Here is a 26,404-nt window from a genome sequence, read left to right as displayed (position 1 = left end):
CGCCGATGACCTTTTCCCTCATTGCGCATTGCCGCCGCACCGGCCAATTCGCTGTTTCCGTCGCCTCGTCCTCGCCAGCGGTGGCGGCGCGCTGCGCTTATGTCCGGGCCGGGCTGGGCGCGGCCACCACGCAGAACGTCACCGATCCGCGGCTCGGCCCGGCTTTGCTCGCGGCCCTTTCCCAGGGGCTGGACGCGGCGGCGGCGCTCGCCCAGGTGCGCGCCGCCGCGACCTTTGCTGAATACCGGCAGCTCACGGTGCTGGATTCCTCCGGGCGGGCGGCGGCGTGGTCGGGGGCGAAAACGCTGGGGGTTTATGCCGAGGCGGTGGGCGATGGCGCGGTTGCGGCGGGCAACCTCCTCGCCAATCCCGGCGTGCCGGCGGCGGTTCTCGCCGCCTTCCGGGCCGCCGACCCGGCGGCGGAACTCGGCGCGCGCATGGTGACGGCGATGCAGGCCGGGCTGGCGGCGGGGGGCGAGGCGGGAAGCCTGCGCTCCGCCGGGCTGCTGGTGGCGGAGCGCGAGGCCTGGCCGCTCGCGGATTTGCGGGTGGACTGGCATGACGAACCGCTGAGCGAACTCTCCCGCTTTTGGGAGATATGGGCGCCGCAAATGCGCGATTACGTGACCCGCGCCCTCAACCCCGCGGCGGCCCCCAGCTACGGGGTGCCGGGCGACGAATAGCTCACTCCAGCTCGGCGATCACATCGACCTCGACCAGCCATTCCGGCCGCGCGAGCGCCACCACCACGAGACCGGTGAAAACTGGGTAGACCCCCTTCAGCCAGCGGCCGAGCACGCGATACACCGCCTCCCGGTGGCGGATATCGGTGAGGTAGATGGTAACCTTGCAGATATGGCCGAGCGAGGCGCCGCACTCGCCCAGCAGCAGGGCAATGTTCTCCATCACCTTCTCGGCCTGTCCCGCCGGGTCGCCGACCGCGACGTTGTCCCGCGTTTCGAGATCCTGCGCCACCTGGCCGCGCAGATAAATCGTCTTGCCCGCCACCACCGCCTGGCAGAGATCATTGTCGAGCCGCTGCTCCGGATAGGTGTCGCGGGTGTTGAACGGGCGGATGCGTTTATGGATCATGCGCGTCTCCGTGCGGCGATGTGCCCGGCCAGATACCCGGCATCGTGCCAAACGCCCCAGATGAAGGCGGAGGCGCGGCGGGAGAGCCAGGGCAGGCCAAGGAAATATAGGCCCGGCACCTCGGACACGCCGCGCTGGTGGCGGGGATTGCCGAGCTGATCGAAGATGCCGAACCGCATCCAGCCGAAATCGGGCGCGTAGCCGGTGGCCCAGATGATCGCGCCAACGCCCGCTTGCTTGAGATCGAGTTTGAGCAGCGGGCTGGTCACGCAATCCGGGTCCGGCGCCAGGCGCCGCGCCTCGGGCTCCTCCGGCAAATCCAGCCCCTCCCGCGCGGCATAGGCGTCGGCGGCGTCCAGCATGCCAAGGTAATTGGCGTCGCCCAGCGCGATGTTGCGGGCCAGATCCGGCGCGAAATGCAGCACCTCCTCCTCATAGACGCCGGCGCGGCCCAGCAGGGTGATGCCGCTGGCGGCCAGGCGGCGGAAATCCACGGTGTGGCCGCCATTCGCGCCGCTCACCGCGATGGTGACATGCGCCATGCCCGGTTGCGCCGCCTTCGCGTCCCATAGCCCGAGCACACCCAGCCACCAGACGAAATCCTTGCCGCGATACCGGCGCGGGGGGCGGTCATGCGGGCCGACGGAGAGGTAAACCTCACGCCCGGCCTGGCGCAGCTCCTCCGCGATCTGCACGCCGGAAGAGCCGGCGCCCACCACCAGCACCGCTCCCTCGGGCAGTTGCGCCGGATTATGGTACTGGGCCGAATGAAGCTGCGCGAACCCCGCCGCCTGGGGCACCAGCGTGGGGATCAGGGGGCGCTGGAACGGCCCGGTGGCGGTGACGACGTTGTTTGCTCTCACCGGCCCTTGGGTGGTTTCGGCCACGAACCCCTTCCCCTCCGCGCGCAGCTCCCTCACCTCCACCCCGGTGCGCACCGGCGCCTTCACCCGCTCCGCATAGCTGACGAGGTAATCGGCGATTTCCGCGGCGGGAGGAAAGCCCTCCGGCGGGGTGCGGGCATAGTCCTGGTCTGGAAAGCGGTCGTGCCAGGCGGGACCATTGGCGACCAGCGAATCCCACCGCTCGGAGCGCCAGCGCTCGGCGATGCGGTGGCGCTCCACCACCAGATGCGGCAAGCCCAGCGCCCCTAAATGCCGGCTCATCGCGATGCCGGCCTGGCCGCCCCCGATGATCAGCGTTTCGACGGTTTCCAGCGGCATGACGGCTCCCTTCTCATCCAACCGATAGCCAAGCCGCCTTCTTAGAAAAAGAAAAAATTATGAACCTTCTGGTTTTGCTTTTCTGAAGATGATGCCGGGAAAAGCGGCGCTCAGGCGCGGGAGCGCAAACGCCGCCGCCCCGCCCAGATCGCGGCCAGGGTGATGAAGGCGGAAAAAACCAGATAGAGAGCCGGGCTGCGGGGATTGCCCGTTACCGCGATCAGCCAGGTGAAGATGAACGGCGCCGCCCCGCCGAACACGGCGATGCCGAGCGCGTAGCCGAGCGACAGCCCCAGCCCCCGCTCCCGCACCGAGAATACGAGCCCCATGAAGCCGTTGAGCGGCGCGTTATAGGGAAGCGAGACGAGGTTGAAGAGCAGCGGCAGCAGAAACAGCGCCGCCTGGCCCGGCCAGCGCGCGAGAAGGATGAAGGCGGGATAGGCGAGAGCGGCGTTGGCGAGGCAGGAGGCCAACATGTAGCGGCTCTGGCGTTTGGCGTCGAAATGCCGGGCGATGAACAAGCGCAACGGCGTCAGCAGCAGCAGCGCCAGATAGAGCAGGCACACCGTGCCCAAAGCCTGGGAGGTCCGCAGGCCGAGCTCCGTCTGGGCATAGGTCGGCAAATAGAGCAGCAGATAGGTCTGCGCCGCCCCCGCCGCCACCATGCCCCCGGCGATGGCGACGCCTTGCGCCACCTGGCCGGCAGGCGGCAGCGGGACGGCCTTCTCCTTCTGTTCGAGGAAGACCGGCGCCTCGCCCAGACGCCGGCGCAGCAACAGCGCCACCCCGCCGCCCAGCACGCCGAGGGCGAAGGCCAGGCGGAAGGCCGGCACGCCGAACACCGTGGGACCCGCTGAGGAGAGGAGCCAGGCCACGCCCGCCGCCATCAGCCCGGCGAGATTCTGGCTCACCCCCTGCCAGGTCGCGGCCTCGGTCTCCGCCCCGGCGGAATGCTCGATCATCAGGGCGGTGGCGCTGCCAAACTCCCCGCCCAGGGCGAAGCCCTGGACCAGCCGGGCCAGCAGCACCCCCACCGGGGCGAGCAGGCCGATCCGCTCATAGCCAGGCAGAACCGTCATCAGCAACATGGAAAGGCTCATCATCGCCACGGCGAGGATCATCGCCGCCGACCGCCCCTTGGCGTCGGCATAGGCGCCCAGCGCCAGCGCGCCGACGGGCCGGGCGAAGAAGGAGAGGCCAAAGGTGCCGAAGGTCAGCAGCAGCCGCGCCGTCTGGTCATGGCCGGGAAAAAACGACTTGGACAGGCTGAGGGCGAAAAAACCGTAAATGAAGAAATCGTAGAATTCCAGCGCGTTCCCCGCCGAGGCAGCCGCGATCATCCGCCAGCGCCCGCTCCGCGATTGCCCCATCTCACACTCCCTAAGAATCACGATGGGGGCTTTTCAGCCCCCATCCTAAACAGCCCCGGCGCGCTTCAGGCCTCGACGGCGGCGTCCCGGCGGCCGCCCTTGGCGCCCACCTTGTCGGAGATGTCCTCGCCGGTCTCCTGGTCAACGACGCGCATGGAAAGCTTCACCTTGCCGCGCTCGTCGAACCCGACGACCTTGACCTTCACCGTGTCGCCCTGCTTGACCACGTCCGTGGTCTTGGCGACCCGGCCCGGGGCCAGCTCCGAGATATGCACCAGCCCGTCCTTGGCGCCGAGGAAATTGACGAAGGCGCCGAAATCGGCCGTCTTCACCACCTTGCCGGTATAGATCGCGCCCAGCTCCGGCTCGGCGACGATGCCCCTGATCTTGTCGATCGCGGCCTGGATTTTCGCATCGTCCGCGGCGGCGATCTTCACGGTGCCGTCATCGTTGATATCGACCTTGGCGCCGGTGGTCTCGACGATCTCGCGGATCACCTTGCCGCCCGTGCCGATCACGTCGCGGATCTTGTCCTTGGGAACGTTGATCGTCACGATCTTCGGCGCGTTGGAGGAGACGACATCGCGCGATCCGGTCAGCGCCTTGGACATCTCGCCCAATATGTGCAGCCGCCCGTGCTTGGCCTGCTCCAGGGCGATGCGCATGATCTCCGGGGTGATCGAGGTGATCTTGATGTCCATCTGCAGGGAGGTCACGCCCGCCTCGGTGCCGGCGACCTTGAAATCCATGTCGCCCAGATGATCCTCATCGCCGAGAATATCGGAGAGGACGGCAAAGCCCTTATCCTCCTTGATCAGCCCCATGGCGATGCCCGCCACCGGGGATTTCAGCGGCACGCCCGCATCCATCAGCGCCAGAGAGGTGCCGCAGACGGTCGCCATCGAGGATGAGCCGTTGGATTCGGTGATCTCGGAGACCACCCGCAGCGTGTAGGGAAACGCCTCCTTGCTGGGCAGCAGGGGGTGGATGGCGCGCCAGGCCAATTTGCCGTGGCCCACCTCGCGGCGGCCGGGCGAGCCCATGCGGCCCGTCTCCCCCACCGAGAAGGGCGGGAAGTTGTAATGGAGCATGAAATGCTCCTTGAACTCGCCCTCGATCGCGTCCACCACCTGCTCATCCTGCGCGGTGCCCAGCGTGGCTATCACCAGCGCCTGCGTCTCGCCCCGGGTGAACAGCGCCGAACCATGGGTGCGGGGCAATATGCCCACCTCCGCCACGATGGGCCGCACCGTCCGGGTGTCGCGGCCATCGATGCGCAGCCCGGTATCGAGGATGGCGTTGCGGACGATATCCGCCTCCAGCTCCTTGAACAGCCCCTTGGCGGCCTCGACGTTCAGGCCTTCCTCGGCCAGCTTCTCGGCGGCGGCCTTCTTGGCGGCGGCGATCTTCTCCTGCCGCGCCTGCTTCTGTGTCTCCCGGTATGCCTCGGTCAGGCTCGGGCGCGCCAGCGCGTCCACCCGGCTCCGCAGCGTTTTGATCTCCTCGGATTCCTCGGGAAGCGTCCAAGGCTCCTTGGCGGCCGCCTCGGCGAGCTCGATGATCGCCTGGATCACCGGCTGGAACCCGGCATGGCCGAAGGTCACCGCCCCCAGCATCACCTCCTCGGAGAGTTCCGAGGCCTCGGATTCCACCATCAGCACGCCCTCGGTGGTGCCCGCCACCACGAGGTCGAGAACGCTCTCCGCGCTCTGGCTCACGGTCGGGTTCAGCACGTATTCGCCATTGACGTAGCCGACGCGCGCCCCGCCCACGGGGCCGAAGAAGGGGATGCCGGACAGGGTCAGCGCCGCCGAGGCCGCGACCATGGCGACGATATCCGGCTCGTTCTCCAGGTCATGGCTGAGAACGGTGACGATGACCTGCACCTCGTTGCGGAAATTATCGGGGAAAAGGGGGCGGATCGGCCGGTCGATCAGGCGGGACACCAGCGTCTCGCGCTCGGTCGGGCGGCCCTCACGCTTGAAAAAGCCGCCGGGAATCCGGCCCGCCGCATAGAATTTTTCCTGATAATTGACGGTGAGCGGAAAGAAATCCTGCCCCGGCTTCGGCGCCTTGGCTCCCACCACCGTGGCCAGCACCACGGTATCGCCATAAGCGGCCACCACCGCGCCATCGGCCTGGCGGGCGATCTTGCCGGTTTCCAAAATCAGCGGTTTGCCCGCCCACTCCAATTCCTTGCGGAAATATTTATCGAACATCGACATACTCCATGCGCGGCCAGACGGAGCATGCTTCGGAAAATCGCGCTTGGGCCGGAGGTTCGGGCGGCGCCTCGGGCGGCATGGGTCTGGCTGGGGCATAAAGCCGCAACCACGGACCATGTGGCCGGAAACGCCGCGGGAGCAATATCGCCGGCGGCGGCGCAGATCAGCCCGATGGCGTTCGCCCCGTTCTGCCGCTTGGTTTAACGCGCCGGAAGCGGCGCGATGCTTATATAGAGGCTGCCGGGCAAAAACGCCAGCGGGGGCGGTTTATCCCGTGGACGGAGCGGGCGCGGGAGGCGCGGCGGCGGCCGGCCCCACCGGTTGCTGGGTTTCCTGCCATCCGCCGCCCAAGGCGGTATAAAGGGCGGCCGTGTCGATATCGAGCTGGGATTGCGCCTGGATTTGCTGTTGCTGGGCGGAAAAAGCGGTGCGCTCGGCATCCAGCACCGGCAGAAAACTGGTGAGGCCCTGGGCGTAACGGCTCTGGGCCAGAACCAGCGTGTCCTCCGCCGTTTGGGCGGTGGCGAGAGCGTCGGCATAGGCCTGCTGGTCGGCATGGCAGGCGACCAGCGCGTTTTCCACCTCGGCCAGCGCGTTCAGCACCGTGGCGCGGTATTGCAGCGCCGCGTTCTGCTGGCTCAACCGCGCCAGGCGGAGGTTGGAGACCAGCCGCCCGCCCTGAAAAATCGGCAGCGAGATGGAAGGGCCGAAGGAATAGAACAGGCTGGCCCAGTTGGTGAGGTAGGAGGCATCCAGCGCGTGGAAGCCGACGCTGCCGGTCAGGCTGATATCGGGAAAGAAGCTGGCGATCGCCACGCCGATCTGCGCCGTGGCCTGATGCAGCTGGTCCTCGGCCTCGCGGATATCCGGGCGCCGCCGCACGAGGGTGGAGGGCACGCCGGTGGCGATCATCGCGGGCGGCACGGGCAAGGCAGCCGGCGTCGTCAGCATCGCATCCAGCGCGCCGGGCGGCCGCCCGGCCAGTGTGTCGATTTGGGTGAGATATTGCTGCACCTGCTTTTCGTAACCCGGCAATTGCCCCTGGGCGGAGAGAAACACCGTCCGCGCCTGATCGACATCCGATTGCGGCACCAGCCCGTGATCGGCGCGGTTGATGGTGAGATCGAGTTCATCCTGGGCCGAGGCCACGGATTGCTGTTGCCGCGCCAGCGCGGCCTGGGCGGCCCGCAGCTGGAAATAGGCTTGCGCCACCTGGGATTCGAGCATGACGAGCGAATCCCGCGCCGCTTCCAGAGAGGCGTTTTCATTCGCCCGCGCCGCCTCAACGGAACGGCGGACCCTGCCGAAAAGATCAAGCTCCCAGGAGGAGGAGAGCTGGTACTGCCAGAAATTCACCGGCTGACCCAGCTTGTCCAGCGCCGAATTGACGGCATTGGTAACGGCGGGGCCGCTGCCCGGCAGGGCGGCGTTGGCCTGCGCGGCCACCTGGTCGAGCTGGTCATACGCGCCCGAGGATTCGGCGATTCCCTTGATCCCCTCCTGCTCCCGCATGAAGGAGGCGCCGGCGTTGATGGAAGGCAACCCCTCCGCCCGGGTCTGCACCACGTTCTCATGCGCCTGCTCCACCCGCAGCACCGCCTGCTGCAGGCTGATATTTCCGGCGATGGCGGTTTGCATGATCTGGGTCAGCACCGGATCGTCGAAGCCGTTCCACCAATTGGGGTCCGGGTTCGTCTGCTCGGTGGTGAAGGCTCCGGCATGTTGAAAATTCGCCGCGGCGGGCGGCGCGGGCGGCGTGAAATCCGGCCCCAGCATGCAGCCGCTGAGGCCAAGGCAAAGCGCGGCGCGCAGAAAGGAGGCGTTCATTTACCGGAAGCTTTATGCTGGCCGGCCCCGGAGTGCATCAACAGGGCCGTCGGGATCAGCACGAGCGCCAGCAAGCCCGTGTACCAGAACACATCGATGTAAGCGAGGACGGCCTCCTGGGTTTGCAGCATTTGGTAAACTTGCTTGATGGCCTGGGAGGCGGTGGCAACCGCCGGCACGCCATGATTCTGATAAGCCTGTTCCAGCCGGGCGAGCAGCGAGTCGTATCCCGGGGAGGGGAGCAGGTGATCGACCAGATAGGTCTGATGAACCTGCGCCCGCTCGGTGACGATGGCGGTGGCGATGGAAATGCCGATACCGCCGAAGATGTTGCGCGACATGGAGAACAGGGCGGCGGCATCGCCCTGCTTGCTGTTGGGCAGAGTGAAATAGGCAACGGTGCTGATCGGCACGAAGAGAAACGCCAGCCCTATGGTCTGCGTGGCGCGCAATATGACGAGATGATCGAAGCTGTCGTCCGGCACCAGATCCATGGAATAGAACAAAGAGGCGGCGAGCGCCGCTCCCCCTAAGACGATGAGCATTTTGGGCGAGAGATAATTCATGGCGAGGCCCACCATCGGGATCAGAAACATCAGCACCACCGCGCCGGGAGCGAGAACCAGCCCCGCCAGCATGGAGGTATAGCCGAGCTGCTGCTGGGTGAATTGCGGGATCAAGACTGAGCTGGAATAAAGCGTCAGCCCGACGATACCGATCTGCACGAAACCGAAAGCGAAATTGCGGTCCTTGAGCACCCGCAAATCCACCGCCGGGTGGCGCGTATAGAGCAGATAGAGGCAGCCAAACAAAAACGACAGAAACGAAATCCCCAAGGTCACGCGGATGAACATAGAGCCGAACCAGTCGTAATCCTCCCCCCTGTCCATCCCGATCTGCAGGCAGCCCAAAGCCAGGAAGATGAAAATCGTCCCGATATAATCGAAAGGCGGCGCATTGGCCTGCTCGCGTTTGATCTCCTCGGAATCCTCGACGAAATGCATGACCCCGAAAAAAGTGATCAGGCCAACGGGAACATTGATGAGGAAGATCAGATGCCAGGAATAGGTGTCGGTGAGCCAGCCTCCGGCAAGTGGCCCCAGCACCGGAGCCACGATGATCGCCAGGGCGGTGAGTGAGAAGGCGCGGCTGCGGCTTTCGGGAGGGAAGACGTCCAGGATGATCGCCTGCTGCAAAGGCTGCAATCCGCCGCCGAAGAAGCCCTGGATGGCCCGGAACAACAGCAACTCCGGAAAGGAGGTGGACACGCCGCAGCCAAAGGAGGCGATGGTGAAGATGCCGATGCAGATGAGAAAGAAACGCTTGCGGCCGATGAGACGCGAAAGCGAGCCGGAAATGGTGAGCACGACGCTGTTGGCGACGAGATAGGTGGTGAGCGCCCAAGTCGCGTCGTCATTGGAGACCGAGAGCGACCCCGCCATATGCGGCAGCGAGACATTGACGATGGTGGTGTCCAGCACCTCCATGAAGGCGGCGAGGGTGACGACGATGGCGACCGCCCATGGATTATGGCCGCCCTTGCTCATCGCTCATGCACCGTGGGCTCGACGGAGATGCCGAGCGGCAGCATGGGCAGAGAGGCGGGCAAGCCAGAATCGATGACGATCTTCACCGGCACGCGCCGGACGATCTTCACGAAATTGCCCGTGGCGTTCTCGGCGGGGAAGGCGGAGAAAACCGCGCCCGAGCCCTGCTGCATGCTCTGCACATGCCCGCGCAGCTTGAGGGCGGGGAACGCATCCACCGAGATCGTGACCTTCTGGCCGACGCGCATGCCGTTCAGCTGCGTTTCCTTGAAATTCGCGACGATCCAGGTCTGCGGCACGACGATATAAAACACCTGCGCCCCGCTCTGCAGATAGGTGCCAAGCTCGACATTGCGCATCGTGATCCAGCCATCCTGCGGCGCCCGGATGTAATTATAGGAAAGCGCCACCTCCGCGGATTTTAGATTGGCCTGGGCCTGGGCCAGCTGCGCCTCGCGCTGCGCCACCTGCTGCACCGCGGTTTCGATATTCTGCTGCACCAGCGTGGCGACGGCGAGATTCGCCTCCGCCTGCTTGACCTGGGCGGAGGCCGTGCGCAGCTGCTCCGTCGCCTGGTCGATATCGGTGGCGGCCGTGGCGCGCTGGTTGACGGAAACCTGGCGGTTATAATTGCGCCGCGCATTGGCGAGCTGCGCCTGCGCTTGCTCGAGCTGCGCCTGGGCCTGGGTGAGTTGAGCCGGCGCCCGAACCTCCTCGATCTGGAGATTCGTCTGGGCGGAGGCCAGGTTGGCCTGCGCCAGAAGCAGGTTCGATTTCGCTTGCGCCAGCTGGGAATCATTCGTGCGCGGATCGACGATCATCAACAGATCGCCTTTATGCACGAAGGTATTGTCGTCCACATAAAGCGCGGTGACATAGCCGGAGGTATTGGTGGCGAGGGAAATGGAGCGCCCATCCGTATAAGCGTCCTCCGTCGTCACCTCTCCCCTGGTCACGAGCCAATAGATCAGCCCGGCAATAACAAGCACCACCACGGCGATGCCCGCGATGATCAGCGGCCATTTGCTGCGGGGTTTGTTATCCTCCTCCTCCCGCTTCCCAGGCTCGTGCTTCGCCTCGTCGTCCTGTTTGTCTTTCTCTTCGCCCTGCTCCGCCAAGGAAGCCTCTCCATTCATGACTGCCTTGCAAGTATGCATTCATGAAAGCCGCGGCAAGGCACGCACCCCGCCGCCGCGGCGGGAAAGGATAACGCCGCGATTGCGATTAGGTTATGTGGGCGAAGCGGCGTCCGGTTCGATCACCATGAGCCGCGCCCCTGCCGCCACCGTCTCGCCGGCGCGGCAGAAAATCTCCTCCACCAGGCCGCTCACCGGCGCGCTGAGCGAGGTGAATAATTTCATCGATTCCAGCACCAATATGGTCTGCCCCGCCTCCACCCGCTCGCCCGGCCCGGCCTTGATCTCGGCGATCACCCCTGGCATCGGCGCCAGCACCGCGCCGGAGGCGGCGCCGCCCTTACCCCCGCCGGAGGCCGCCGCGCGGGCGGGCGTGGAAATGGAGACCCCGTGCGTCTCGCCCGCCAGCTGGAGATAGATGGCCTCGCCCGCCTGGGCATGCCAGCCCGGGATGACGCGCCCCTCATGTTCCGCCTCGAAAGCCTCCCCTTGCCGCCGCAAACGGAGCTCGATCGCGCCCGCCTTGCCCGCGACCCGGTAGACGCCGGGTCGCGGCAGCGTCACCGCCAGTTCCGCCGCCTCGTCCTCATCGCTCACCAGCACATGCGCGGCCGCGCCCGCCCCCGCCGGGGCCAGCACCCGGAAGCCCGCCAGAGCCGGCGCCCCCCACGCGGAAGCGGGCATGGACGCCTGAGGGGCCGTGGCGGCCAGCACGGCGGCAATGGCGCGCGCCAAGGCCAGATGCGTGGCGGGCGGCTGCCAGCCTTCCGGAAACGCCTCCTCGATGAAGCGCGTGGTGGCGAGGCCATTAGCGAAATCCGGCTGGTCCAGCGCGCTGGCCAGAAAGGCAAGCGTGGTGCGCGGCCCCAGGATCACGGTATGGCGCAGCCCCTCCTTGAGACGCGCCAGCGCCTCCGCCCGCGTCTCGCCATGGGCGATGGCCTTGGCCAGCAGCGAATCGTAGAAGAGCGTCACCTCGCTGCCCGGCGCGATGCCGGAATCGAAACGGATCGTCTCGGGCGCCCTGTAGGCCATGACCACTCCGGCATCGGGGCGGAAGCCCTGCTCCGCCCGCTCCGCCGTGATGCGCGCCTCGATGGCGTGGCCGCGCGCCTGGATCATCTCCTGGCGCAAGGGCAGCGCCTCGCCCGAGGCGATGCGGATCTGCCACTCCACCAGATCCTGGCCGGTGATCGCCTCCGTCACCGGGTGCTCCACCTGCAGCCGAGTGTTCATTTCCAGAAACCACGGCTCGTCCTGGCCATCCTCGAAGATGAACTCCACCGTGCCGAGATTATCGTAGCCGATCGCCCGGCTCAGCTTGACGGCATTGCCCAGAAGCGCCGCCCGCGCCGCCGGGGGCAGGTTGGGCGCGGGCGCCTCCTCCAGCACCTTCTGGTTGTTGCGCTGCACGGAGCAATCGCGTTCAAAAAGGTGCACGAGATTGCCATGCTTGTCCCCGGCCACCTGCACCTCCAGGTGGCGCGGGCGCAGCACGAGGCGCTCGATGAGCAGAGCCGGGTCGCCAAAGGCGGCCTCCGCCTCGCGCCGGGCGATATCCAGCGCGGCGTCGAGCTCCTCCGGCGCGTGCACCCGGCGCATGCCGCGCCCGCCGCCCCCGGCCGAGGCCTTGACCATCAACGGAAATCCGACGCGCCGCGCCTCCTCCCGCAGCCGGGCGGTGGATTGCTCATCCCCCGCATACCCGGGCACGCTCTTCACCCCCGCCTCGGCGGCGATGCGCTTGGCGCGGATCTTGTCGCCCATCATGGCGATGCATTCCGCCGAGGGTCCCACCCAGACCAGCCCCGCCGCCGCGCAGAGGCGGGGAAGCTCGGGTTTCTCGGAGAGAAATCCATAACCCGGATGGATGGCGGCGGCGCCGGCGCGGGCGGCGGCCTCCATGATCGCCTCGGCTCTTAAATAGCTTTCGCGCGCCGGGGCGGGGCCGATCCGCACCGCCTCATCGGCGAGGCGCACGTGCGGCGCCTCGCGGTCGGCATCGGAATAGACGGCGATGGTGCGGATACCGAGCCGCGCGCAGCTGCGCATGATGCGGACGGCGATCTCGCCGCGATTGGCGATGAGCAGGGAGGGGATCATGCGGGTCACATCCGGTAAACCGGCCGGTTGGGCGGCAACTCCACCCGCCGGGCGGCCAGAGCCAGGCAAAGGCCGAGCACATCGCGGGTTTGCTGCGGCTCGATGATGCCGTCATCCCAGATGCGGGCGGTGGCGTAATAGGGCGTGCTCTGCGCCTCGAACTGGGCGCGCGTCTCGCGATCCACCCGCGCGATCTCCTCCTCATCCGCCGCCCCGCGCGTGAGGCTGGCGCGGCGCAGATCGGTGACGACGGTGGCGGCGACATCGGCGCTCATGGTGGCGATGCGCGCATTCGGCCAGCTGAACAGAAAGCGCGGGCGGAATCCGCGCCCGCACATGCCATAATTGCCCGCGCCGTAGGAGCCGCCGATGATGACGGTGAAACGCGGCACGCGGGCATTGGCGACGGCATAGACCAGCTTGGCGGAATGCTTGGCGATGCCGCCGCGCTCGGCCTCGGTGCCGACCATGAAGCCGGTGATGTTCTGCAAAAAGAGCAGCGGCGTTTCGCGCTGGTCGCATAATTCGATGAAATGCGCGCCCTTGGTCGCGGCCTCTGAAAACAGCACGCCGTTATTGGCGAGAATCCCCACCTTCTCGCCATGAATCTCCGCGAAACCGCAGACCAAAGTGGAGCCGTAAGCCGGCTTGAATTCCTGAAACTCGCTGCCATCCACCATGCGGGCGATCACCTCGCGCACATCGTAGGGCCGCTTGAGGTCGGTGCCGACAATCCCGCCCAGCTCGGCCGGGTCATAGAGCGGCGGGCGCGCGGGCCCGGGCGCGGCGCGCGGCTGCTCGCGCAGACCCAGGGAGCCGATGATGTCGCGCAGTTTGGCCAGCGCCGCCAGCTCGGTCTCCGCCAGATAATCGGAGACGCCGGAGACGAGCGTGTGCATCTCCGCGCCGCCCAGCGTCTCGCCATCCACGATCTCGTTGATGGCGGCCTTGACGATGGGAGGGCCGCCGAGATGAATCCGCCCGGTGCCGCGCACCATCACCAGCTCATCGGAAAGGGCGGGTATGTAGGCGCCGCCCGCCGTGCAGCCGCCGAACACGGCGGAGATCTGCGGCAGCCCGGCGGCGGACATCCGGCATTGCTGGAAAAACGTGCCGCCGAAATGGTCCCGGTCGGGAAACACCCTGTCCTGCTCCTGCAGATACGCGCCGCCGCAATCCACCAGATAGACGCAGGGCAGCTTGTTCTCGAACGCGATCTCCTGGGCGCGGAAATGCTTCTTCACCGTTTCATGAAACAGCGAGCCGCCTTTCACCGTCGCGTCATTGGCGATGATCACGCAAGCCTGGCCGGAAATCACGCCGATGCCGGTGACGATCCCGGCGCAGGGCACCTCGTTATCGTATAATCCCCAGGCGCCCAGCGGCGAGAACTCAAGAAATGGCGAGAGCGGATCGACGAGATGGTCGATACGGTCCCGCACCGGAATTTTGCCGCGCTCTATATGGCGGCGGCGCAGCTTCTCCCCGCCGCCCGCGGCCGCGTGGCGGTGGCGGGCGCGCAGCTCCTCCAGCAATGCCGCGTAGGCGGCGGCGTTGCGCTCAAACTGCTCGCCACCGCGAATCCTGGTTTCCAGTACAGGCAATGCCAGCCCTCCCCCGCGCGGCTTGATGTCGCCCCGCCGCCCGGGTACATAACAAGCGTTAGTTAGGTGGACAAGGGCCGCGCCGGCGGCGCCCGCCCTGCCCGCCCGAACGCCATGCCGGAGGAACGTTTTACATGAGCAGCGAGTTTCCCAGGTCCACGCATCCGCGCGGCGGCCTTTATTTCGAGGATTTCGAGCTGGGCTTCGTCTTCACCCACCGGCTCACCCGCACGGTGACGACGATGGACAACATGCTGTTCTGCAACATGACGCTCAATCCTCAGCCCTTGCACATAGACGCGCATTTCTGCGCGACGGAAACCGAATGGGGCAAGCCGATCGTCAATTCCCTGTTCACGCTCGGCCTGGTCATCGGCATCTCGGTCAACGACACCACCGTCGGCACCACCATCGGCAATCTTGGCATGACCGATATCAAATTCCCCGCCCCGGTCTTCGAGGGCGACACCATCCGCGCCACCACCGAGATCGCCGCCAAGCGCGAATCCCGCTCCCGCCCCACCGCCGGCATCGTGGATTTCCTCCATCGCGGCTATAACCAGAACGGCGTGCTGGTGGCGGAATGCCGCCGCCAGGCCTTCATGCACAAACGCCCCGTCAAAGGCTGATCCCGATGCTCGAAAACCGCATGACCCCCACAGAATTCCCCCATCTCGTCTTCCGGGAGGAGCATGAGCAGCTGCGCCGCACGGTGCGGCGCTTCGTCGAGGAGCGGGTGATCCCCTTCGGCGATGCCTGGGAGGAATCCGGCTTCATCCCCCGCGAAACCCTGCGGGAGATGGGCGAGCTGGGGCTGTTCGGCATCCGCTACCCCACCGAGTATGGCGGCAGCGCCATGGACACGCTCGGCACCGTGGTGCTGGCCGAGGAGCTGGGGCGCTGCACCTATGGCGGCTTCGCCGCCTCCGTCCTCGTGCATACGGATATGGCGAGTCCGCATCTCTACCATGCCGGCACGCCCGAGCAGAAGGCGCGCTACCTGCCGGACATCATCGCGGGCAAATCCATCGCCGCCATCGCGATGACCGAGCCGGATGCGGGCTCCGACCTCGCCAGCATGCGCACCACCGCCGTGCTCCAGGGCGACCACTGGGTGCTGAACGGCGCCAAGATGTTCATCACCAATGGCGTCCACGCCAACATCTATTTCGTCGCGGCGAAAACCGGCGCGCCGGGCCGCAATCACCAAATCTCGATGTTCATCGTCGAGAAGGGCACGCCCGGCTTCTCCGTCGCCCGGCCGTTGAAGAAAACCGGCTGGCTGTGCAGCGACACCGCCGAGCTCACCTTTGCCGATTGCCGCGTTCCCGCCGGCAATCTCCTTGGCGAGAAGGATAAGGGCTTCTACTCCCTGGTGAAAAATTTGCAGAATGAGCGTATCACCCTGGGTGCCCAGACTGTCGGCGAGGCTGCCAGGGCCATCGAGCTGACCCTGGAATGGGTGCAGCAGCGCAAGGCGTTCGGCGCCAGCCTGTGGGACAAAGGCGCCATCCGCCAGCGTCTGGCGATGCGCGCGGCCCAGGTGGAGGCGGCGCGGGCCTTCCTCTACAGCATAGCCTGGCGCGACGCCCAGGGCGAGCGCGTGGCCAAGGAGGTCTCGATGCTCAAGGCCCTGTGCGGCACCCTCGTCAACGAGGTCATGTATGATTGCGTGCAATTCCATGGCGGCATGGGCTACATGCGCGAAACCACGGTTGAGCGCATGTCGCGCGATGCCCGGGTGCAGGCCATTGGCGGCGGCGCCACTGAGGTGATGCTGGAGGAAGTCGCGAAGCGCATGGCCTGAGCCATGGCGGGAGGGAAGGGCTGGGGTGGAGCGCGCGGCCTTGCCGGGGGCGGGGCGCTGCCTTAAGTCCCGTGGATTGGCCACCATCCCTTCAGGATTTCCCCGCGTCGTGTTTTTCCACTGGCTGTTCATCATCGGCACGCTTGTTCTCTGCGCCATCGCGGCCCTGCCCACCCGCGCCTGGCTCGGCCTCGCCGGCCGCTTCCGGGCCTCCAGGCTGCGCAGCCGCTGGCAGCGGCTGGAGGCGGCCTTGCGGAGCCATCCCGGCCCCTTCTCGCCGGATGATAATTTCCTGCCCCGCGGTGGCGGCCTTGCGGCGGACCGGGGGCGGGGGCTGGTATTTCTTGCCGAGCCTGATGGCGCGCGGGTCCGCTCCGCCATCCTCCCCCTCGCCGCGCTCGGCGCGCATGCGGCGCGTCTGAAGGTGGAAAACGGCTTCCAGGAGCATGTGCTGGAGGTGGAGACGCCTGGCCAGGAACCCCCGCTCTGGCGGCTGCGCTGTCCGGATGCGGAGCTCGCCGCCGCCATGGCGGCGGCGCTGACCGGCCTCGCCTCAAGGCAGGATGAGCGGCCCGCCCCCCAGCCGCGCTAGCAGGGCGGGTATTTCCTCCTCCGCCAGCGGATGCCCAAGCAGATATCCCTGCACCTCGTTGCAGCCCGCCTCGCGCAAAAATTCCAATTGTTCCCGGGTTTCCACCCCCTCGGCGAGGCTTTCCATCCCCAAGGCCGCGCACAGCCCGATGATCGCCCGGATCACGATGCCGGCATCCCCGCACCAGGCGGCGTCCTCGACGAAGGATTTATCGATTTTCAAGCGTTGAAACGAAAAACGGTGCAGATAGCTGAGGCTGGAATAGCCGATCCCGAAATCGTCGATCGCCAGGCTGACGCCGATGGCCTTGAGCGCCGCCAGGCTCGCCTGGGTCTGGCGGGTCGGCTCCAGCATCGTTCCCTCGGTCAATTCCAATTCCAAACGCCCCGAGGCCAAACCAGTCTTGTCCAGGATCTCTCTTACCCGTTCCGGCAGGGCCGGGTCGCGCAATTGCACAGGCGAGAGATTGACGGCCACCCGCAACGCCCCCGGCCATGCGCTCGCCGCGCGGCAGGCCGCTTCGAGCATATAGGTTCCGAACGCCCCGATCATGTCTCCCGCCTCGGCGATGGGAATGAATTCCTCGGGGCCGATCATGCCGCGCCCCGGATGCCGCCAGCGCGCCAGGGCCTCGAAGCCGCATAGGGTCAGGCTTTGGCACGCGAATATGGGCTGGAAGAGGAGAAGGAAATCCCGGTCGCGCAACGCCGCCTGGAACTCCTCTTCCCATTGGGGCGGGCGCGATAACCGCTCGTTCATCACCTCGGTGAAAAGCCGCACCTGTCCCGCTCCGGCGGCCCTGGCCTGCCCCAGCGCGATATGCACGGCGTCCAGCAGGCCCTCGGCGGTCTCCCCGTGGCCATAGCCGCGCGCCAGCCCGGCGCAGGCGCTGATCTGGGCCTTGCCGCCCTTCAGGGTAAAAGGTTGAGATAGGCAATTGATCATGGCCCGGGCGTAGGCGATCGCGGCGTCCCTGCCCAGCGATTCCGCCCGTAAAATCATGAATTCATCGCCGCCCGCCCTGGCGAGGATATCTCCATCCTGCAGCCGCGCGCCCAGGCGCGCCGCGGCCTCGACTAGCAATTCATTCACGCCGTCCCGCCCGAACAGGTCATCCACCGGTTTCAGCCATTCCAGGCCGAGACAGAGCAGCATGGGCGAGCCCCGGGCGAAACTCTTGAGCTTGTCCCGCATACCCCGCCGGTTGAGCAGGCAGGTCACCTCGTCATGGCGGGGCGGACGCAGCCGCCGCGCCGCTTGCGCCAGCATGAGACGGAACCGCCGGGGCCAGAGCCTCACGGGCAGCAAGACAACGTCCCCATATATCAATTTCCCTTCCCGAAAAACCCCCTCTGGCCCGTCCTCACCTGAAATATCAATCTGTTATGTCTTGTCCGGCATGGCGCATCACCGCCTCGGCGACTTTCAGCCCATCCACCCCCGCCGAGAGAATCCCCCCGGCATATCCGGCGCCCTCTCCCGCAGGGTATAAACCATATACGTTCAAAGAACAAAAATCTTTCCCGCGGGGAATCCGCACGGGCGAGGATGTGCGGGTCTCCACGCCGGTCAGCACCGCATCCGGGCGGTCGAACCCCGGAATTTGCCCGGCAAAAGCGGGCAACGCCTCGCGGATCGCGGTAATGGCGTAATCCGGCAAAACCGGCGCGAGATCGGTGAGACGCACGCCCGGCTTATAGCTGGGCGCCACCGCGCCGAATCCCCGCGAGGCCCGCCCGGCGAGAAAATCCCCCACCAGCTGGGCGGGTGCCTGGTAGCCGCCGCCGCCCGCCTGGTAGGCCGCGCTTTCCCAGCGGCGCTGAAACGCGATCCCGGCCAGCGGCCCGCCCGGATAGTCAGCGGGCGAAACCCCCACCACGATCCCGGCATTGGCGTTGCGCTCGGCGCGGGAATACTGGCTCATGCCGTTGGTGACCACGCGCTCCGGCTCGGAGGTGGCGGCCACCACCGTGCCGCCGGGGCACATGCAAAAACTATAGACGGAGCGGCCATTGCCGGCATGATGCACCAGCTTGTAATCCGCCGCCCCCAGCAGCTTGTGCCCGGCAAAGGCGCCAAAACGGTGGCGGTCGATCATCCCCTGCGGATGCTCGATGCGCAGGCCGATGGAAAAGGGCTTCGCCTCCATCGCCACCCCGCGCGCGTGCAGCCGGGCGAAGGTGTCGCGCGCGGAATGGCCGATGGCGAGAATCACATGGCCGCTCTCGATCCGCTCGCCCCCTTCGAGGATGACGGCGCGCATCCGCCCCGCCGTGATCTCGAAATCCTCCACCCGGCAACCAAAGCGGTATTCCCCGCCCAGCGCCATGATCTTGGCGCGGATGGATTCGACCATGGAAACCAGCCGGAACGTGCCGATATGCGGCTTGGCGATGTAGAGGATCTCCTCCGGCGCGCCCGCCTCCACGAACTCCTCCAGCACCTTGCGGCCGAGATGGCGCGGGTCCTTGATCTGGGAATAAAGCTTGCCGTCCGAGAACGTGCCCGCCCCGCCCTCGCCGAACTGAACATTGGAGCCGGGGTCGAGTTCGCCCCGCCGCCAGAGCCCCCAGGTGTCCTTGGTGCGCTCGCGCACCGCCTTGCCGCGTTCGAGGATCAGCGGGCGGAACCCCGCCTCGGCGAGACTCAGCCCCGCCAGCAAGCCGCACGGCCCCGCGCCGATGATCACCGGCCGCTGGGCGGGCGGGCGGGCGGCGCGCACCGGAAATTTATACTCCATATCCGGCACCGCCACGCCCGCCGCCACCGGCGCCGCCAGCTCGGCGTCGATGGTGTAGACCAGCATGATCCGCGCTTTGCGCCGCGCGTCCCAGGCGCGGCGGTGGATGCGGTAGGAGAGCAGGTCCGCTTCCGCCACGCCGAATCCCCGCGCGATCGCGGCCTTCAATTCGGCCTCGCCATGGTCGAGCGGCAGGCGCAACTCCTCGAGGCGCCTTGGATAGGAACGGGAAACCATATTAGGTGCGGCTCTAACCCGGAGAGACCGCCGCGCCAATGACCATGGTGATTGATCTGCGCTGCTTGCAGGACACGCAATACGCGGAGCGAGGCATCGGCAACCATGCCCGCGCCCTGCTGCGCCACGCGCCCCCCGGCTGGGTGGGGTTGTACGATCCGCGCCTGCCCCCCTTGCCGGAGGCGGTGGCGAGGCAGGCGGCCCGGCTCTCGCCGCACGCCTATGTGCCGGGAGCGCGGCGCTTCCTCAACCCCTCCCCTTTCTCCCCGGATCAGAATTTCTGCGCCCGGCTGCTCACCGATACAGGGGTGCGCAAGGCCGCCTGCGTCTATGATTTCATCCCCTTCGACGAGCCGGAGCGCTATCTGGGCGATCCGGTGGCGCGGCTCGACTATCTCGCGGCCCTCGCCTGGCTGCGCCGCTACGATGTCTTCCTGCCGATCTCGCAGCCGACCCTGGCCCGGCTGCGCGAGCTGTTCGGCGCGGTGGAGGCGGCGGTCACCGGCGTCGGCCTGCCGCCCTTTCTTGAGGCGCTGCCGCCCGCCGCGCCCCGCCATATCCTCATGGTCGGCGGCGACGATCCCCGCAAAAACCCGGAGACGCTGCTGCGCGCCCACGCCTCCAGCCCGGCGCTGCGCGAGATTCCCCTGGTCATCACCGGCGCTTACGGGCCGCAGGCGGCGGCGCGGCTGCGGGCGCTCAGCCCGGTTACGTTGCCGGGGCGGGTGAGCGACGCGGAGATGGCCGCCCTTTATGCCGGCGCGCTCGCGGTGGTGACCCCCTCGCGGGCCGAGGGGTTCTCCCTGCCGGTCATGGAGGCGTGCAAGGCCGGCGCGCCCTCCCTCGCCTCGGACATTCCCGCCCACCGGGCTTTACTGCCCGGGCGGTTCCTGTTCGGCGTGGATGACGCCCCCGCCCTGGCGCGGCTGCTGGAGGAGACCCTGGCGCGGCGGGCGGAGGTGGTGGCGGCCCAGGCGGATCTGGCCGCGCCCTTCACCGAGGCCGCGGTCGCCAGCCGGGTCTTCGCGGCGCTGGAACAAGGCGTTCCGCCCCGGCCCGTGTCTCCGCCCCGCCTGGCGATGCTCACCCCCCTGCCGCCGGCGCGCAGCGGGGTGGCGGACCATTCCGCCGCGCTGCTGGCGGCGCTGCGCGGGCTGGGGCGGGTGGATGTCTTCGCCCCCCCGCTCCTCTCGCCCCTGCCCTTGCTGGAGGGCGCCTACGACGCGGCGCTTTGCGTCATCGGCAATTCGCCCCTGCACAAGAGCATCCACGATCTCTGCCTGCGCCACGGCGCGGGCGCCCTCTGCCACGATTCCCGCCTGCTCGGCCTCGCCACCGCCGCGGGGCTGGAACCCGCGGCGGCGCAGGCGAGCGCCGAGCTGGGGCGGGCGGTGAGCGCGGCGGAGGTGGCGCGCTGGGCCGCGGACGAATCCCGGCGCGAGGCGAGTTTTCTCGGCCCGCTCGCCCGCGCCGCCCGGCCCCTCATCTTTCACGCGCCGCAGCCCGCCGCCCTGTGCCGGGCGCGCTTCGGGGCGGAGGCGGCGTTTCTCCCCTTCCCCATGATGCGCCCGTATCCGCCCGTCACCGGGGCGGAGCGCGCGGCGGCGCGGGCGCGGCTTGGCATCGCGCCGGAGGAGCGGCTTGTCGTCTCGCTGGGCTTTCTCGTCCCCGGCAAGGGCATCGCCGAGGCGCTGGGCGCCTTCGCGCGGGTGAAAGCCAGGCTCCCCCGCGCCCGGCTGGTCTTCGCGGGGGCGGCGGAGATGAATCTCGCCCCCTTCGCCGCCGAGGCGAAGGCGCTGGGCGTCACGCTCGGCACGGGCTATCTCCCGGCCGCGGAATACCGCGCCTGGATGGCGGCGGCGGATGCCGGCCTGCAATTGCGCCTCGGCCAGCCGGGCGGCATCTCGGCCGCGCTGCAGGATCTCATCGGCGCCGGGCTGCCTTGCGCCGCCAGCCGCGATCTGGCGGAGAACATCGCCGCGCCCGCCTATGTCCGGCGGGTGAGCGACTGGCCGGATATCGGCGAGATCGCCGGGGCGCTGCTCGACTGCCTGAGCGGCGCCGAGGAGCGGGAGGCGGCGCGGACGGCCTATATCGAGGCGCATTCCATGGCGGGCTACGCGCGGCGGCTGCTGTCGCTGCTGCTGGAGTCCGGCCCGGCTATGCCGCGCCCCGCTGGTTGAGGGCTATGGCGAGCAAGGCGGCCTCCATTTGCCGGGCCAGGGCGCCGTCCCGGCCATGATGCGCCGCCATCTCCGCCCGCTGCCCGGCCAATTCCGTCCGCAAGGCGGCCAGCTCCGCCAATAGCCGCTCATGCCGCTCTTGGGCGGCCAAGGCCAAGGCGGCGGTTTCCGCCCGCAACTCCCGCAATTCGGGCTGCATCCGGTCGAGCGCCGCCGTGATGTCCGCCCCCAGGAATTCCCGCCAGCGGCGCAGCCAGCGTTTAAGCATAGCGGCGCAGATCGAGGCAGCGGGGATTTTCCGGCCCGGCGGGCGGCAGCGGCAGCGGGCTGGGCCCCGGCGTATGGCCGAAGGGCCAGAAGCGCGACCGGCGCCGCGCCTCGGCGGCATTGGAATTGACCGGGAAATCCTCATAGGCGCGGCCGCCCGGATGCGCGGCATGGTGGGTCATGCCGCCAATGGACCGGCCGCTCCAGCTATCGTAAACGTCGAAGATCAGCGGCGTCTGGGCATGGATGGTCGGATGCAGCGCCGAATAAGGCTGCCACGCCTTGAAGCGCACCCCGGCGACATACTGCCCCTGCACCTCGGTACGCTGCACCGGCATGGCGACGCCATTGCAGGCGAGCACGTAGCGCTCATCCACCCAGCCATCCAGCTTCACCTGCAAACGCTCGGCGGAGCTGTCCACGTAACGGGCGGTGCCGCCCTGGGCCTGCTCCTCGCCCAGCACGTGCCAGGGTTCCAGCGCATGGCGCAGCTCCAGCCTCATGTCACGCAGATTCACCTCGCCCAGCTTGGGAAAGCGGAACTCGATATGCGGGGCGAACCAGCCTGCCTCCAGCGGGAACCCGAAAGCCGCCAGCTCCTCCAGCGAATCCTTGAAATCCTCCTCGCAATAATGGGGCAGCAGAAACTCGTCATGCAGCCGGGTGCCCCAGCGGATCAGCCGCCGCTCATAGGGCCGCTCCCAGAAGGCGGCGATGGCGGCGCGCATCAGCAATTGCTGCGCGGCGGACATCTCAGGGTGCGGCGGCATCTCGAAAGCGCGGAACTCCACCAGCCCGCGCCGGCCGGAGGCGGACTCCGGCGCGTACATCTTGTCGATGCAGAACTCGGTGCGGTGGCCGTTGCCGGTCATGTCGCACAGAATGTTGCGGAACAAACGGTCGACCAGCCAGGGCGGGGTTTGCGCCTGGCGGCCCGTCTCGCGGAAAGCGATCTCCAACTCGTTGATGGAATCGTCGCGCGCCTCGTCGATGCGCGGATGCTGGGAGGAGGGGCCGATGAACAGTCCGGAAAACAGATAAGAGAGGCTCGGATGATTATGCCAGAAACCCAGCATGGATTTCAGCAAATCGGGCCGCCTGAGAAAGGGCGAATCGGCGGCGGCGCTGGCGCCCATCACCACATGGTTGCCGCCGCCAGTGCCCACATGGCGGCCATCCAGTAAAAACTTCTCCGCCGCCAGCCCCACCTCGCGCGCCGCCTCGTAGAGCTGGCCGGTACGCTCGACAAGCTGCGCCCAGCTGGACGAGGCGGGGATGTTGCACTCGATCACGCCCGGGTCGGGCGTCACCGAGAAATTGACGATGCGCTCATCCTCGGGCGGCAGATACCCCTCCAGCACCACCTTGCGGCCGAATTCGGCGGCGGTTTCCTCGATGGCGGCGGTCAGGTCCAGCCAATCCTCCGCGTCGTAAAGCGGCGGGTAGAAGATATGCAGCTTGCCGTCCCGCGCCTCGACGCAAAGGGCGGTGCGCACCACCCCCGGCTCCTCGCGCCCCACCACCGGCAGGCTTTGCGCCATGGGGCGGAAACCCTCGATCGCCCCCCGCCCCTCGCCCGCGCCATCGCGGAAACGCGCGCGCTGAAACGCGTCGCGCCGGGGCAAGGGGGTTTTCGGCGCGAAGGGGTCGGGCTCGAAATCCTGCTCGATATGGGCGGGGTCGGCCCAGGGCAGGCTGTCCAGCGGCAGCCGCAGCCCGATGGGCGAATCGCCGGGGATGAGAAAGAGTAGATCATCGCGGAAGAACCAATGGCCGGATTGCCAGCGGCGCTGGCCATCCATAATCACGCGCCGCAGCGGCAGCACGGAGCCGACACTGGCGGCCAGGCCCTGGCCGAACACCCGCGCCAGCCGCGCCCGCTCCAGGGGGTCGCGCAATTTGGCGTCCTCGGCCACGACATTGGCGGGCAGGCGCTTCTCCCGCCACAAATAATAATGGATGTCCTCGTGAGCCGCCTGCACCAGCCCCGGGTCCACCTGCAAACGTTCCGCCAAAGCTCTGGCGAAGCGGGCGGTGTCCTCGGCGGTGGCGGTGTCGAAATCATCGTCCGAGGCCAGCAGGGCGGGGTCTTTCCACACCGCCTCGCCATCCGCCCGCCAATGGGCGTGAATCGCCCAGCGCGGCAATTGCTCGCCCGGATAATGCTTGCCCATATTGTAGGTGAGCGCCGCGCCCTTGCCCCAGAGCGGGGTGAGCTTGCGGATCAGCCGTCCGGCATAGGCGCGCTTGGTCGGCCCCAGCGCATCGATATTCCATTCCTCCCCCTCATGGTCGGTGGCGGAGACGAAGGTCGGCTCGCCGCCCATGGTCAGGCGGACATCGCCTTGCAGCAAGGCGCGGTCCACCCGCGCGCCGCGCGCCAGAATGTCCTGCCATTGCCGCTCCGTATAGGGTTTGGTGACGCGCGGCGTCTCGGCGACGCGCCGCACCTCCATATGAAAATCGAAATCGGTCTTGGTATCCTCCCCGGCGGTGAAGCCGCCTGAAATGGGGGCGGCGGATTGCGGCGAAGGGGTGGCGGCGAGCGGGATATGCCCCTCCCCCGCGAACAGGCCGGAGGTGGCGTCCAGCCCCACCCAGCCCGCGCCGGGCAGGTAAACCTCCGCCCAGGCGTGCAGATCCGTGAAATCGGCCTCTGGCCCCGCCGGGCCGTCCACCGGCTTCATATCGGCGGCGAGCTGGATGAGATAACCGGAGACGAACCGCGCCGCATAGCCGAGATGGCGGAGCAGATTGACCAGCAGCCAGGCGGAATCGCGGCAGGAGCCCATGCCCAGCTCCAGCGTCTCCTCCGGCGTATAAACCCCCGGCTCCAGCCGCACGACATAGGCGATCCGCTCCTGCACCATGCGGTTGATCTCGACCAGCATGTCCACCGTGCGCGGCGGCTCGCCGGAGAATTTCGCCTTCGCCGCCCCTATCAGCCCGGCCAGAGCCGGGCCGGGCGCATGCACCACCCGGAAGGGCGCCAATTCCTCCGCCAGCACCGGGTCATAGGCGAAGGGAAAGGTCTCGGCCTGCGGTTCCAGGAAGAAATCAAACGGGTTGATGGTCGCCATATCGGCGACGAGATCCACCACCACCTCGAAGCTCGTCACCGGCTCCGGAAAAACCACGCGGGCGAGAAAATTGCCTTGCGGGTCCTGCTGCCAGTTGAGGAAATGCGGCTTGGGCGCGATTTGCAGGGAATAGGAGAGAATGGGGGTGCGCGCATAAGGGGCCGGGCGCAGCCTGATGGTCTGCGGGCCCATCGTCACCGGGCGGTCGTATTTATAGCTGGTGCGGTGGGTGATGGCGGCGTGGATGGACATGAAGGCTCCGGAAGGCAGGAAGCGCCAGCATGGCGCATGGCGCTTTCGCAACGCAATAGCAAGCAAACCGAAAGCGCGGCCGATTGCCAGATTTTGCGCGCGGTGCGAGCATGGGCGGGCTGAGTTTGCCGATTCGGAGGGCAGGAATGCGCCAGGCCGGAAGCGGCGGAGCGGGCAACGCGGTGGTCCTCGCCGCCGATGAAACCTATGCCAAGCTCGCCTGGGTGGCGGCGCGGAGCGCGGCGGCGCAGCCGCACCGGAATTTCGATGTCTGGCTGCTGACCCCCCCGGCGGTGGCGGCGGCGCTGCCCGCCGCGCCCGGCCTCAACATCCGCGCCGTCAGCCTCCCCGCCGGGCTGAGCCAGGCGGGCGGTCCCGCCCATATGTCGCCCTTCGCCTATGCGCGGCTGGCGGCGGCGGAACTCTGGCTGCCGGATTATGACCGCCTGCTCTACCTCGATGCCGATACGCGCCTCACCGGCGGCCTCGCCCCGCTTTTCGCCCTGGAGATGGGCGGCGCCCTCGCGGCGATGGCCGAGGATTGCGGCGAATATCTGGGCGAGGCCGCCGGCCGGGAGGATTGGGATGCCTACCGCCGCCGCATCGGCCTGCCCCTCGCCTCTCCCTATTTCAACAGCGGCGTCATCCTCATCAACGCGCCGCTCTGGCGGGCGGAGCGCCTCTGGGAGCGCGCCGCCGCCTTCATCGCCGCGCGCGGCCCGGCTTTGCGCTTCATGGATCAGGACGCGCTCAACGTGCTGGCGGCGGGGCGCGTCCGGGAGCTTTCGCCGCGCTGGAATTTTCCCACCCATTATCTCGGGCTGGGGCTGGAGGCGGGGCTGGCGCCGCGCGTCATCCATTACCTCAACGTTCTCAAACCCTGGCGCGACCCGGAATGGGCCTCGCTCTATGGCCGGCGGGAGGCCGCGGCCTTCGCCGCCCTGTTCCGGGACTCGCCCTGGCCGGATTTCGTCCATCCCGGCCTCGCCTCCGCCCTGCCCTGGCGCCGCCGCGCCGCAGCCCGCGCCGCCCGCGCCGCTCGCCACGTGCCGGAGGAGGCGCTCAGGGGGCATGTGCGCCGCTTCGCCGCCCTCGCCCCCCGGCTGCGGCGGGAGCTGC

At 67.7% G+C, this 26,404-nt stretch carries 19 protein-coding genes; 6 read left to right on the top strand and 13 right to left on the bottom strand.

The window, feature by feature from the left end; all coding sequences use genetic code 11:
- The first annotated feature begins 5 nt into the window (after positions 1-5).
- On the top strand, positions 6-683 hold the full coding sequence (locus M7H45_RS08800; protein WP_298216148.1) for a DUF1028 domain-containing protein: 678 nt from the start codon (positions 6-8) through the stop codon (positions 681-683).
- Position 684: 1 nt separating this feature from the next.
- On the opposite strand, the gene M7H45_RS08795 is transcribed toward M7H45_RS08800, so the two are convergent.
- From M7H45_RS08795 to M7H45_RS08755, 9 genes are all read right to left on the bottom strand, one after another.
- On the bottom strand, positions 685-1,092 hold the full coding sequence (locus tag M7H45_RS08795; RefSeq protein WP_298216146.1) for a RidA family protein: 408 nt from the start codon (positions 1,090-1,092) through the stop codon (positions 685-687).
- Complete coding sequence (locus tag M7H45_RS08790) at positions 1,089-2,315, bottom strand: NAD(P)/FAD-dependent oxidoreductase (RefSeq protein ID WP_298216144.1); 1,227 nt, start codon at positions 2,313-2,315, stop codon at positions 1,089-1,091. Before M7H45_RS08790 ends, M7H45_RS08795 begins: the two co-directional genes overlap by 4 nt.
- A 110-nt stretch (positions 2,316-2,425) precedes the next feature.
- Positions 2,426-3,685 (bottom strand): MFS transporter, encoded by a 1,260-nt coding sequence (locus M7H45_RS08785; protein ID WP_298216142.1) that lies wholly within the window; start codon positions 3,683-3,685, stop codon positions 2,426-2,428.
- Between the two features lie 65 nt (positions 3,686-3,750).
- Complete coding sequence (pnp, locus tag M7H45_RS08780) at positions 3,751-5,904, bottom strand: polyribonucleotide nucleotidyltransferase (RefSeq protein WP_298216140.1); 2,154 nt, start codon at positions 5,902-5,904, stop codon at positions 3,751-3,753.
- 273 nt (positions 5,905-6,177) lie between these two features.
- Entirely contained in the window at positions 6,178-7,737 is a 1,560-nt protein-coding gene (locus tag M7H45_RS08775; RefSeq protein ID WP_298216138.1) for an efflux transporter outer membrane subunit, read from the bottom strand.
- Positions 7,734-9,284 carry a DHA2 family efflux MFS transporter permease subunit gene (locus tag M7H45_RS08770; RefSeq protein WP_298216136.1) on the bottom strand — a complete coding sequence of 517 codons (1,551 nt, stop codon included), beginning with the start codon at positions 9,282-9,284 and terminating at the stop codon, positions 7,734-7,736. Before M7H45_RS08770 ends, M7H45_RS08775 begins: the two co-directional genes overlap by 4 nt.
- Positions 9,281-10,402 carry an HlyD family secretion protein gene (locus M7H45_RS08765; RefSeq protein WP_298216134.1) on the bottom strand — a complete coding sequence of 374 codons (1,122 nt, stop codon included), beginning with the start codon at positions 10,400-10,402 and terminating at the stop codon, positions 9,281-9,283. The genes M7H45_RS08770 and M7H45_RS08765 overlap by 4 nt, the downstream gene beginning before the upstream one ends.
- A 111-nt stretch (positions 10,403-10,513) precedes the next feature.
- Complete coding sequence (locus M7H45_RS08760) at positions 10,514-12,523, bottom strand: biotin carboxylase N-terminal domain-containing protein (RefSeq protein WP_298216132.1); 2,010 nt, start codon at positions 12,521-12,523, stop codon at positions 10,514-10,516.
- A gap of 5 nt (positions 12,524-12,528) precedes the next feature.
- Positions 12,529-14,133, bottom strand: a complete 1,605-nt coding sequence (locus tag M7H45_RS08755; protein WP_408832770.1) for an acyl-CoA carboxylase subunit beta — start codon at positions 14,131-14,133, stop codon at positions 12,529-12,531.
- A 128-nt stretch (positions 14,134-14,261) separates the two neighbouring features.
- Here M7H45_RS08755 and M7H45_RS08750 point away from each other — a divergent pair, with 128 nt between their 5' ends.
- The 3 genes from M7H45_RS08750 (at position 14,262) to M7H45_RS08740 (ending at position 16,526) form a co-directional block, all read left to right on the top strand.
- Positions 14,262-14,756, top strand: a complete 495-nt coding sequence (locus M7H45_RS08750) for a MaoC family dehydratase (protein ID WP_298216128.1) — start codon at positions 14,262-14,264, stop codon at positions 14,754-14,756.
- A gap of 5 nt (positions 14,757-14,761) precedes the next feature.
- Complete coding sequence (locus M7H45_RS08745; protein WP_298216126.1) at positions 14,762-15,934, top strand: acyl-CoA dehydrogenase family protein; 1,173 nt, start codon at positions 14,762-14,764, stop codon at positions 15,932-15,934.
- A 109-nt stretch (positions 15,935-16,043) separates the two neighbouring features.
- Positions 16,044-16,526 (top strand): hypothetical protein, encoded by a 483-nt coding sequence (locus M7H45_RS08740; protein WP_298216124.1) that lies wholly within the window; start codon positions 16,044-16,046, stop codon positions 16,524-16,526.
- On the opposite strand, the gene M7H45_RS08735 is transcribed toward M7H45_RS08740, so the two are convergent.
- Positions 16,488-17,825, bottom strand: a complete 1,338-nt coding sequence (locus M7H45_RS08735; RefSeq protein WP_298216188.1) for a bifunctional diguanylate cyclase/phosphodiesterase — start codon at positions 17,823-17,825, stop codon at positions 16,488-16,490. The genes M7H45_RS08740 and M7H45_RS08735 overlap by 39 nt on opposite strands.
- A gap of 76 nt (positions 17,826-17,901) precedes the next feature.
- Positions 17,902-19,503 (bottom strand): NAD(P)/FAD-dependent oxidoreductase, encoded by a 1,602-nt coding sequence (locus tag M7H45_RS08730; protein ID WP_298216122.1) that lies wholly within the window; start codon positions 19,501-19,503, stop codon positions 17,902-17,904.
- A 38-nt stretch (positions 19,504-19,541) separates the two neighbouring features.
- On the opposite strand from M7H45_RS08730, the gene M7H45_RS08725 reads away from it, so the two are divergent.
- Positions 19,542-21,686 carry a glycosyltransferase gene (locus M7H45_RS08725; RefSeq protein ID WP_298216120.1) on the top strand — a complete coding sequence of 715 codons (2,145 nt, stop codon included), beginning with the start codon at positions 19,542-19,544 and terminating at the stop codon, positions 21,684-21,686.
- On the opposite strand, the gene M7H45_RS08720 is transcribed toward M7H45_RS08725, so the two are convergent.
- Both M7H45_RS08720 and M7H45_RS08715 read right to left on the bottom strand, forming a co-directional pair.
- The gene (locus M7H45_RS08720; protein ID WP_298216118.1) at positions 21,664-21,954 is read right to left on the bottom strand and encodes a hypothetical protein; all 291 of its coding nucleotides are present in this window, start codon (positions 21,952-21,954) and stop codon (positions 21,664-21,666) included. The two genes, M7H45_RS08725 and M7H45_RS08720, sit on opposite strands and share 23 nt — an antisense overlap.
- Positions 21,947-25,285: a DUF2126 domain-containing protein gene (locus M7H45_RS08715; RefSeq protein ID WP_298216116.1), complete on the bottom strand. Its 3,339-nt coding sequence runs from the start codon at positions 25,283-25,285 to the stop codon at positions 21,947-21,949. The genes M7H45_RS08720 and M7H45_RS08715 overlap by 8 nt, the downstream gene beginning before the upstream one ends.
- Before the next feature lie 146 nt (positions 25,286-25,431).
- On the opposite strand from M7H45_RS08715, the gene M7H45_RS08710 reads away from it, so the two are divergent.
- Positions 25,432-26,404 (top strand): glycosyltransferase family 8 protein (locus M7H45_RS08710; protein ID WP_298216114.1); only part of this gene is annotated, 973 nt, incomplete at its 3' end.

Origin of the sequence: Acidocella sp. (assembly GCF_027352905.1) — a bacterium.
Classification (GTDB): Bacteria; Pseudomonadota; Alphaproteobacteria; order Acetobacterales; family Acetobacteraceae; genus Acidocella.
The sequence above is the reverse complement of the archived record's forward strand: the minus strand, read 5'-3'. Positions and strand labels throughout refer to the sequence as shown.

Bases quoted from the DNA above. Each gene is read 5' to 3' on its own strand.
- M7H45_RS08800 (WP_298216148.1), top strand. From the start codon at position 6: ATGACCTTTTCCCTCATTGCGCATTGCCGCCGCACCGGCCAATTCGCT.
- M7H45_RS08795 (WP_298216146.1), bottom strand. From the start codon at position 1,092: ATGATCCATAAACGCATCCGCCCGTTCAACACCCGCGACACCTATCCG.
- M7H45_RS08790 (WP_298216144.1), bottom strand. From the start codon at position 2,315: ATGCCGCTGGAAACCGTCGAAACGCTGATCATCGGGGGCGGCCAGGCC.
- M7H45_RS08785 (WP_298216142.1), bottom strand. From the start codon at position 3,685: ATGGGGCAATCGCGGAGCGGGCGCTGGCGGATGATCGCGGCTGCCTCG.
- pnp (WP_298216140.1), bottom strand. From the start codon at position 5,904: ATGTTCGATAAATATTTCCGCAAGGAATTGGAGTGGGCGGGCAAACCG.
- M7H45_RS08775 (WP_298216138.1), bottom strand. From the start codon at position 7,737: ATGAACGCCTCCTTTCTGCGCGCCGCGCTTTGCCTTGGCCTCAGCGGC.
- M7H45_RS08770 (WP_298216136.1), bottom strand. From the start codon at position 9,284: ATGAGCAAGGGCGGCCATAATCCATGGGCGGTCGCCATCGTCGTCACC.
- M7H45_RS08760 (WP_298216132.1), bottom strand. From the start codon at position 12,523: ATGATCCCCTCCCTGCTCATCGCCAATCGCGGCGAGATCGCCGTCCGC.
- M7H45_RS08750 (WP_298216128.1), top strand. From the start codon at position 14,262: ATGAGCAGCGAGTTTCCCAGGTCCACGCATCCGCGCGGCGGCCTTTAT.
- M7H45_RS08745 (WP_298216126.1), top strand. From the start codon at position 14,762: ATGCTCGAAAACCGCATGACCCCCACAGAATTCCCCCATCTCGTCTTC.
- M7H45_RS08730 (WP_298216122.1), bottom strand. From the start codon at position 19,503: ATGGTTTCCCGTTCCTATCCAAGGCGCCTCGAGGAGTTGCGCCTGCCG.
- M7H45_RS08725 (WP_298216120.1), top strand. From the start codon at position 19,542: ATGACCATGGTGATTGATCTGCGCTGCTTGCAGGACACGCAATACGCG.
- M7H45_RS08720 (WP_298216118.1), bottom strand. From the start codon at position 21,954: ATGCTTAAACGCTGGCTGCGCCGCTGGCGGGAATTCCTGGGGGCGGAC.
- M7H45_RS08715 (WP_298216116.1), bottom strand. From the start codon at position 25,285: ATGTCCATCCACGCCGCCATCACCCACCGCACCAGCTATAAATACGAC.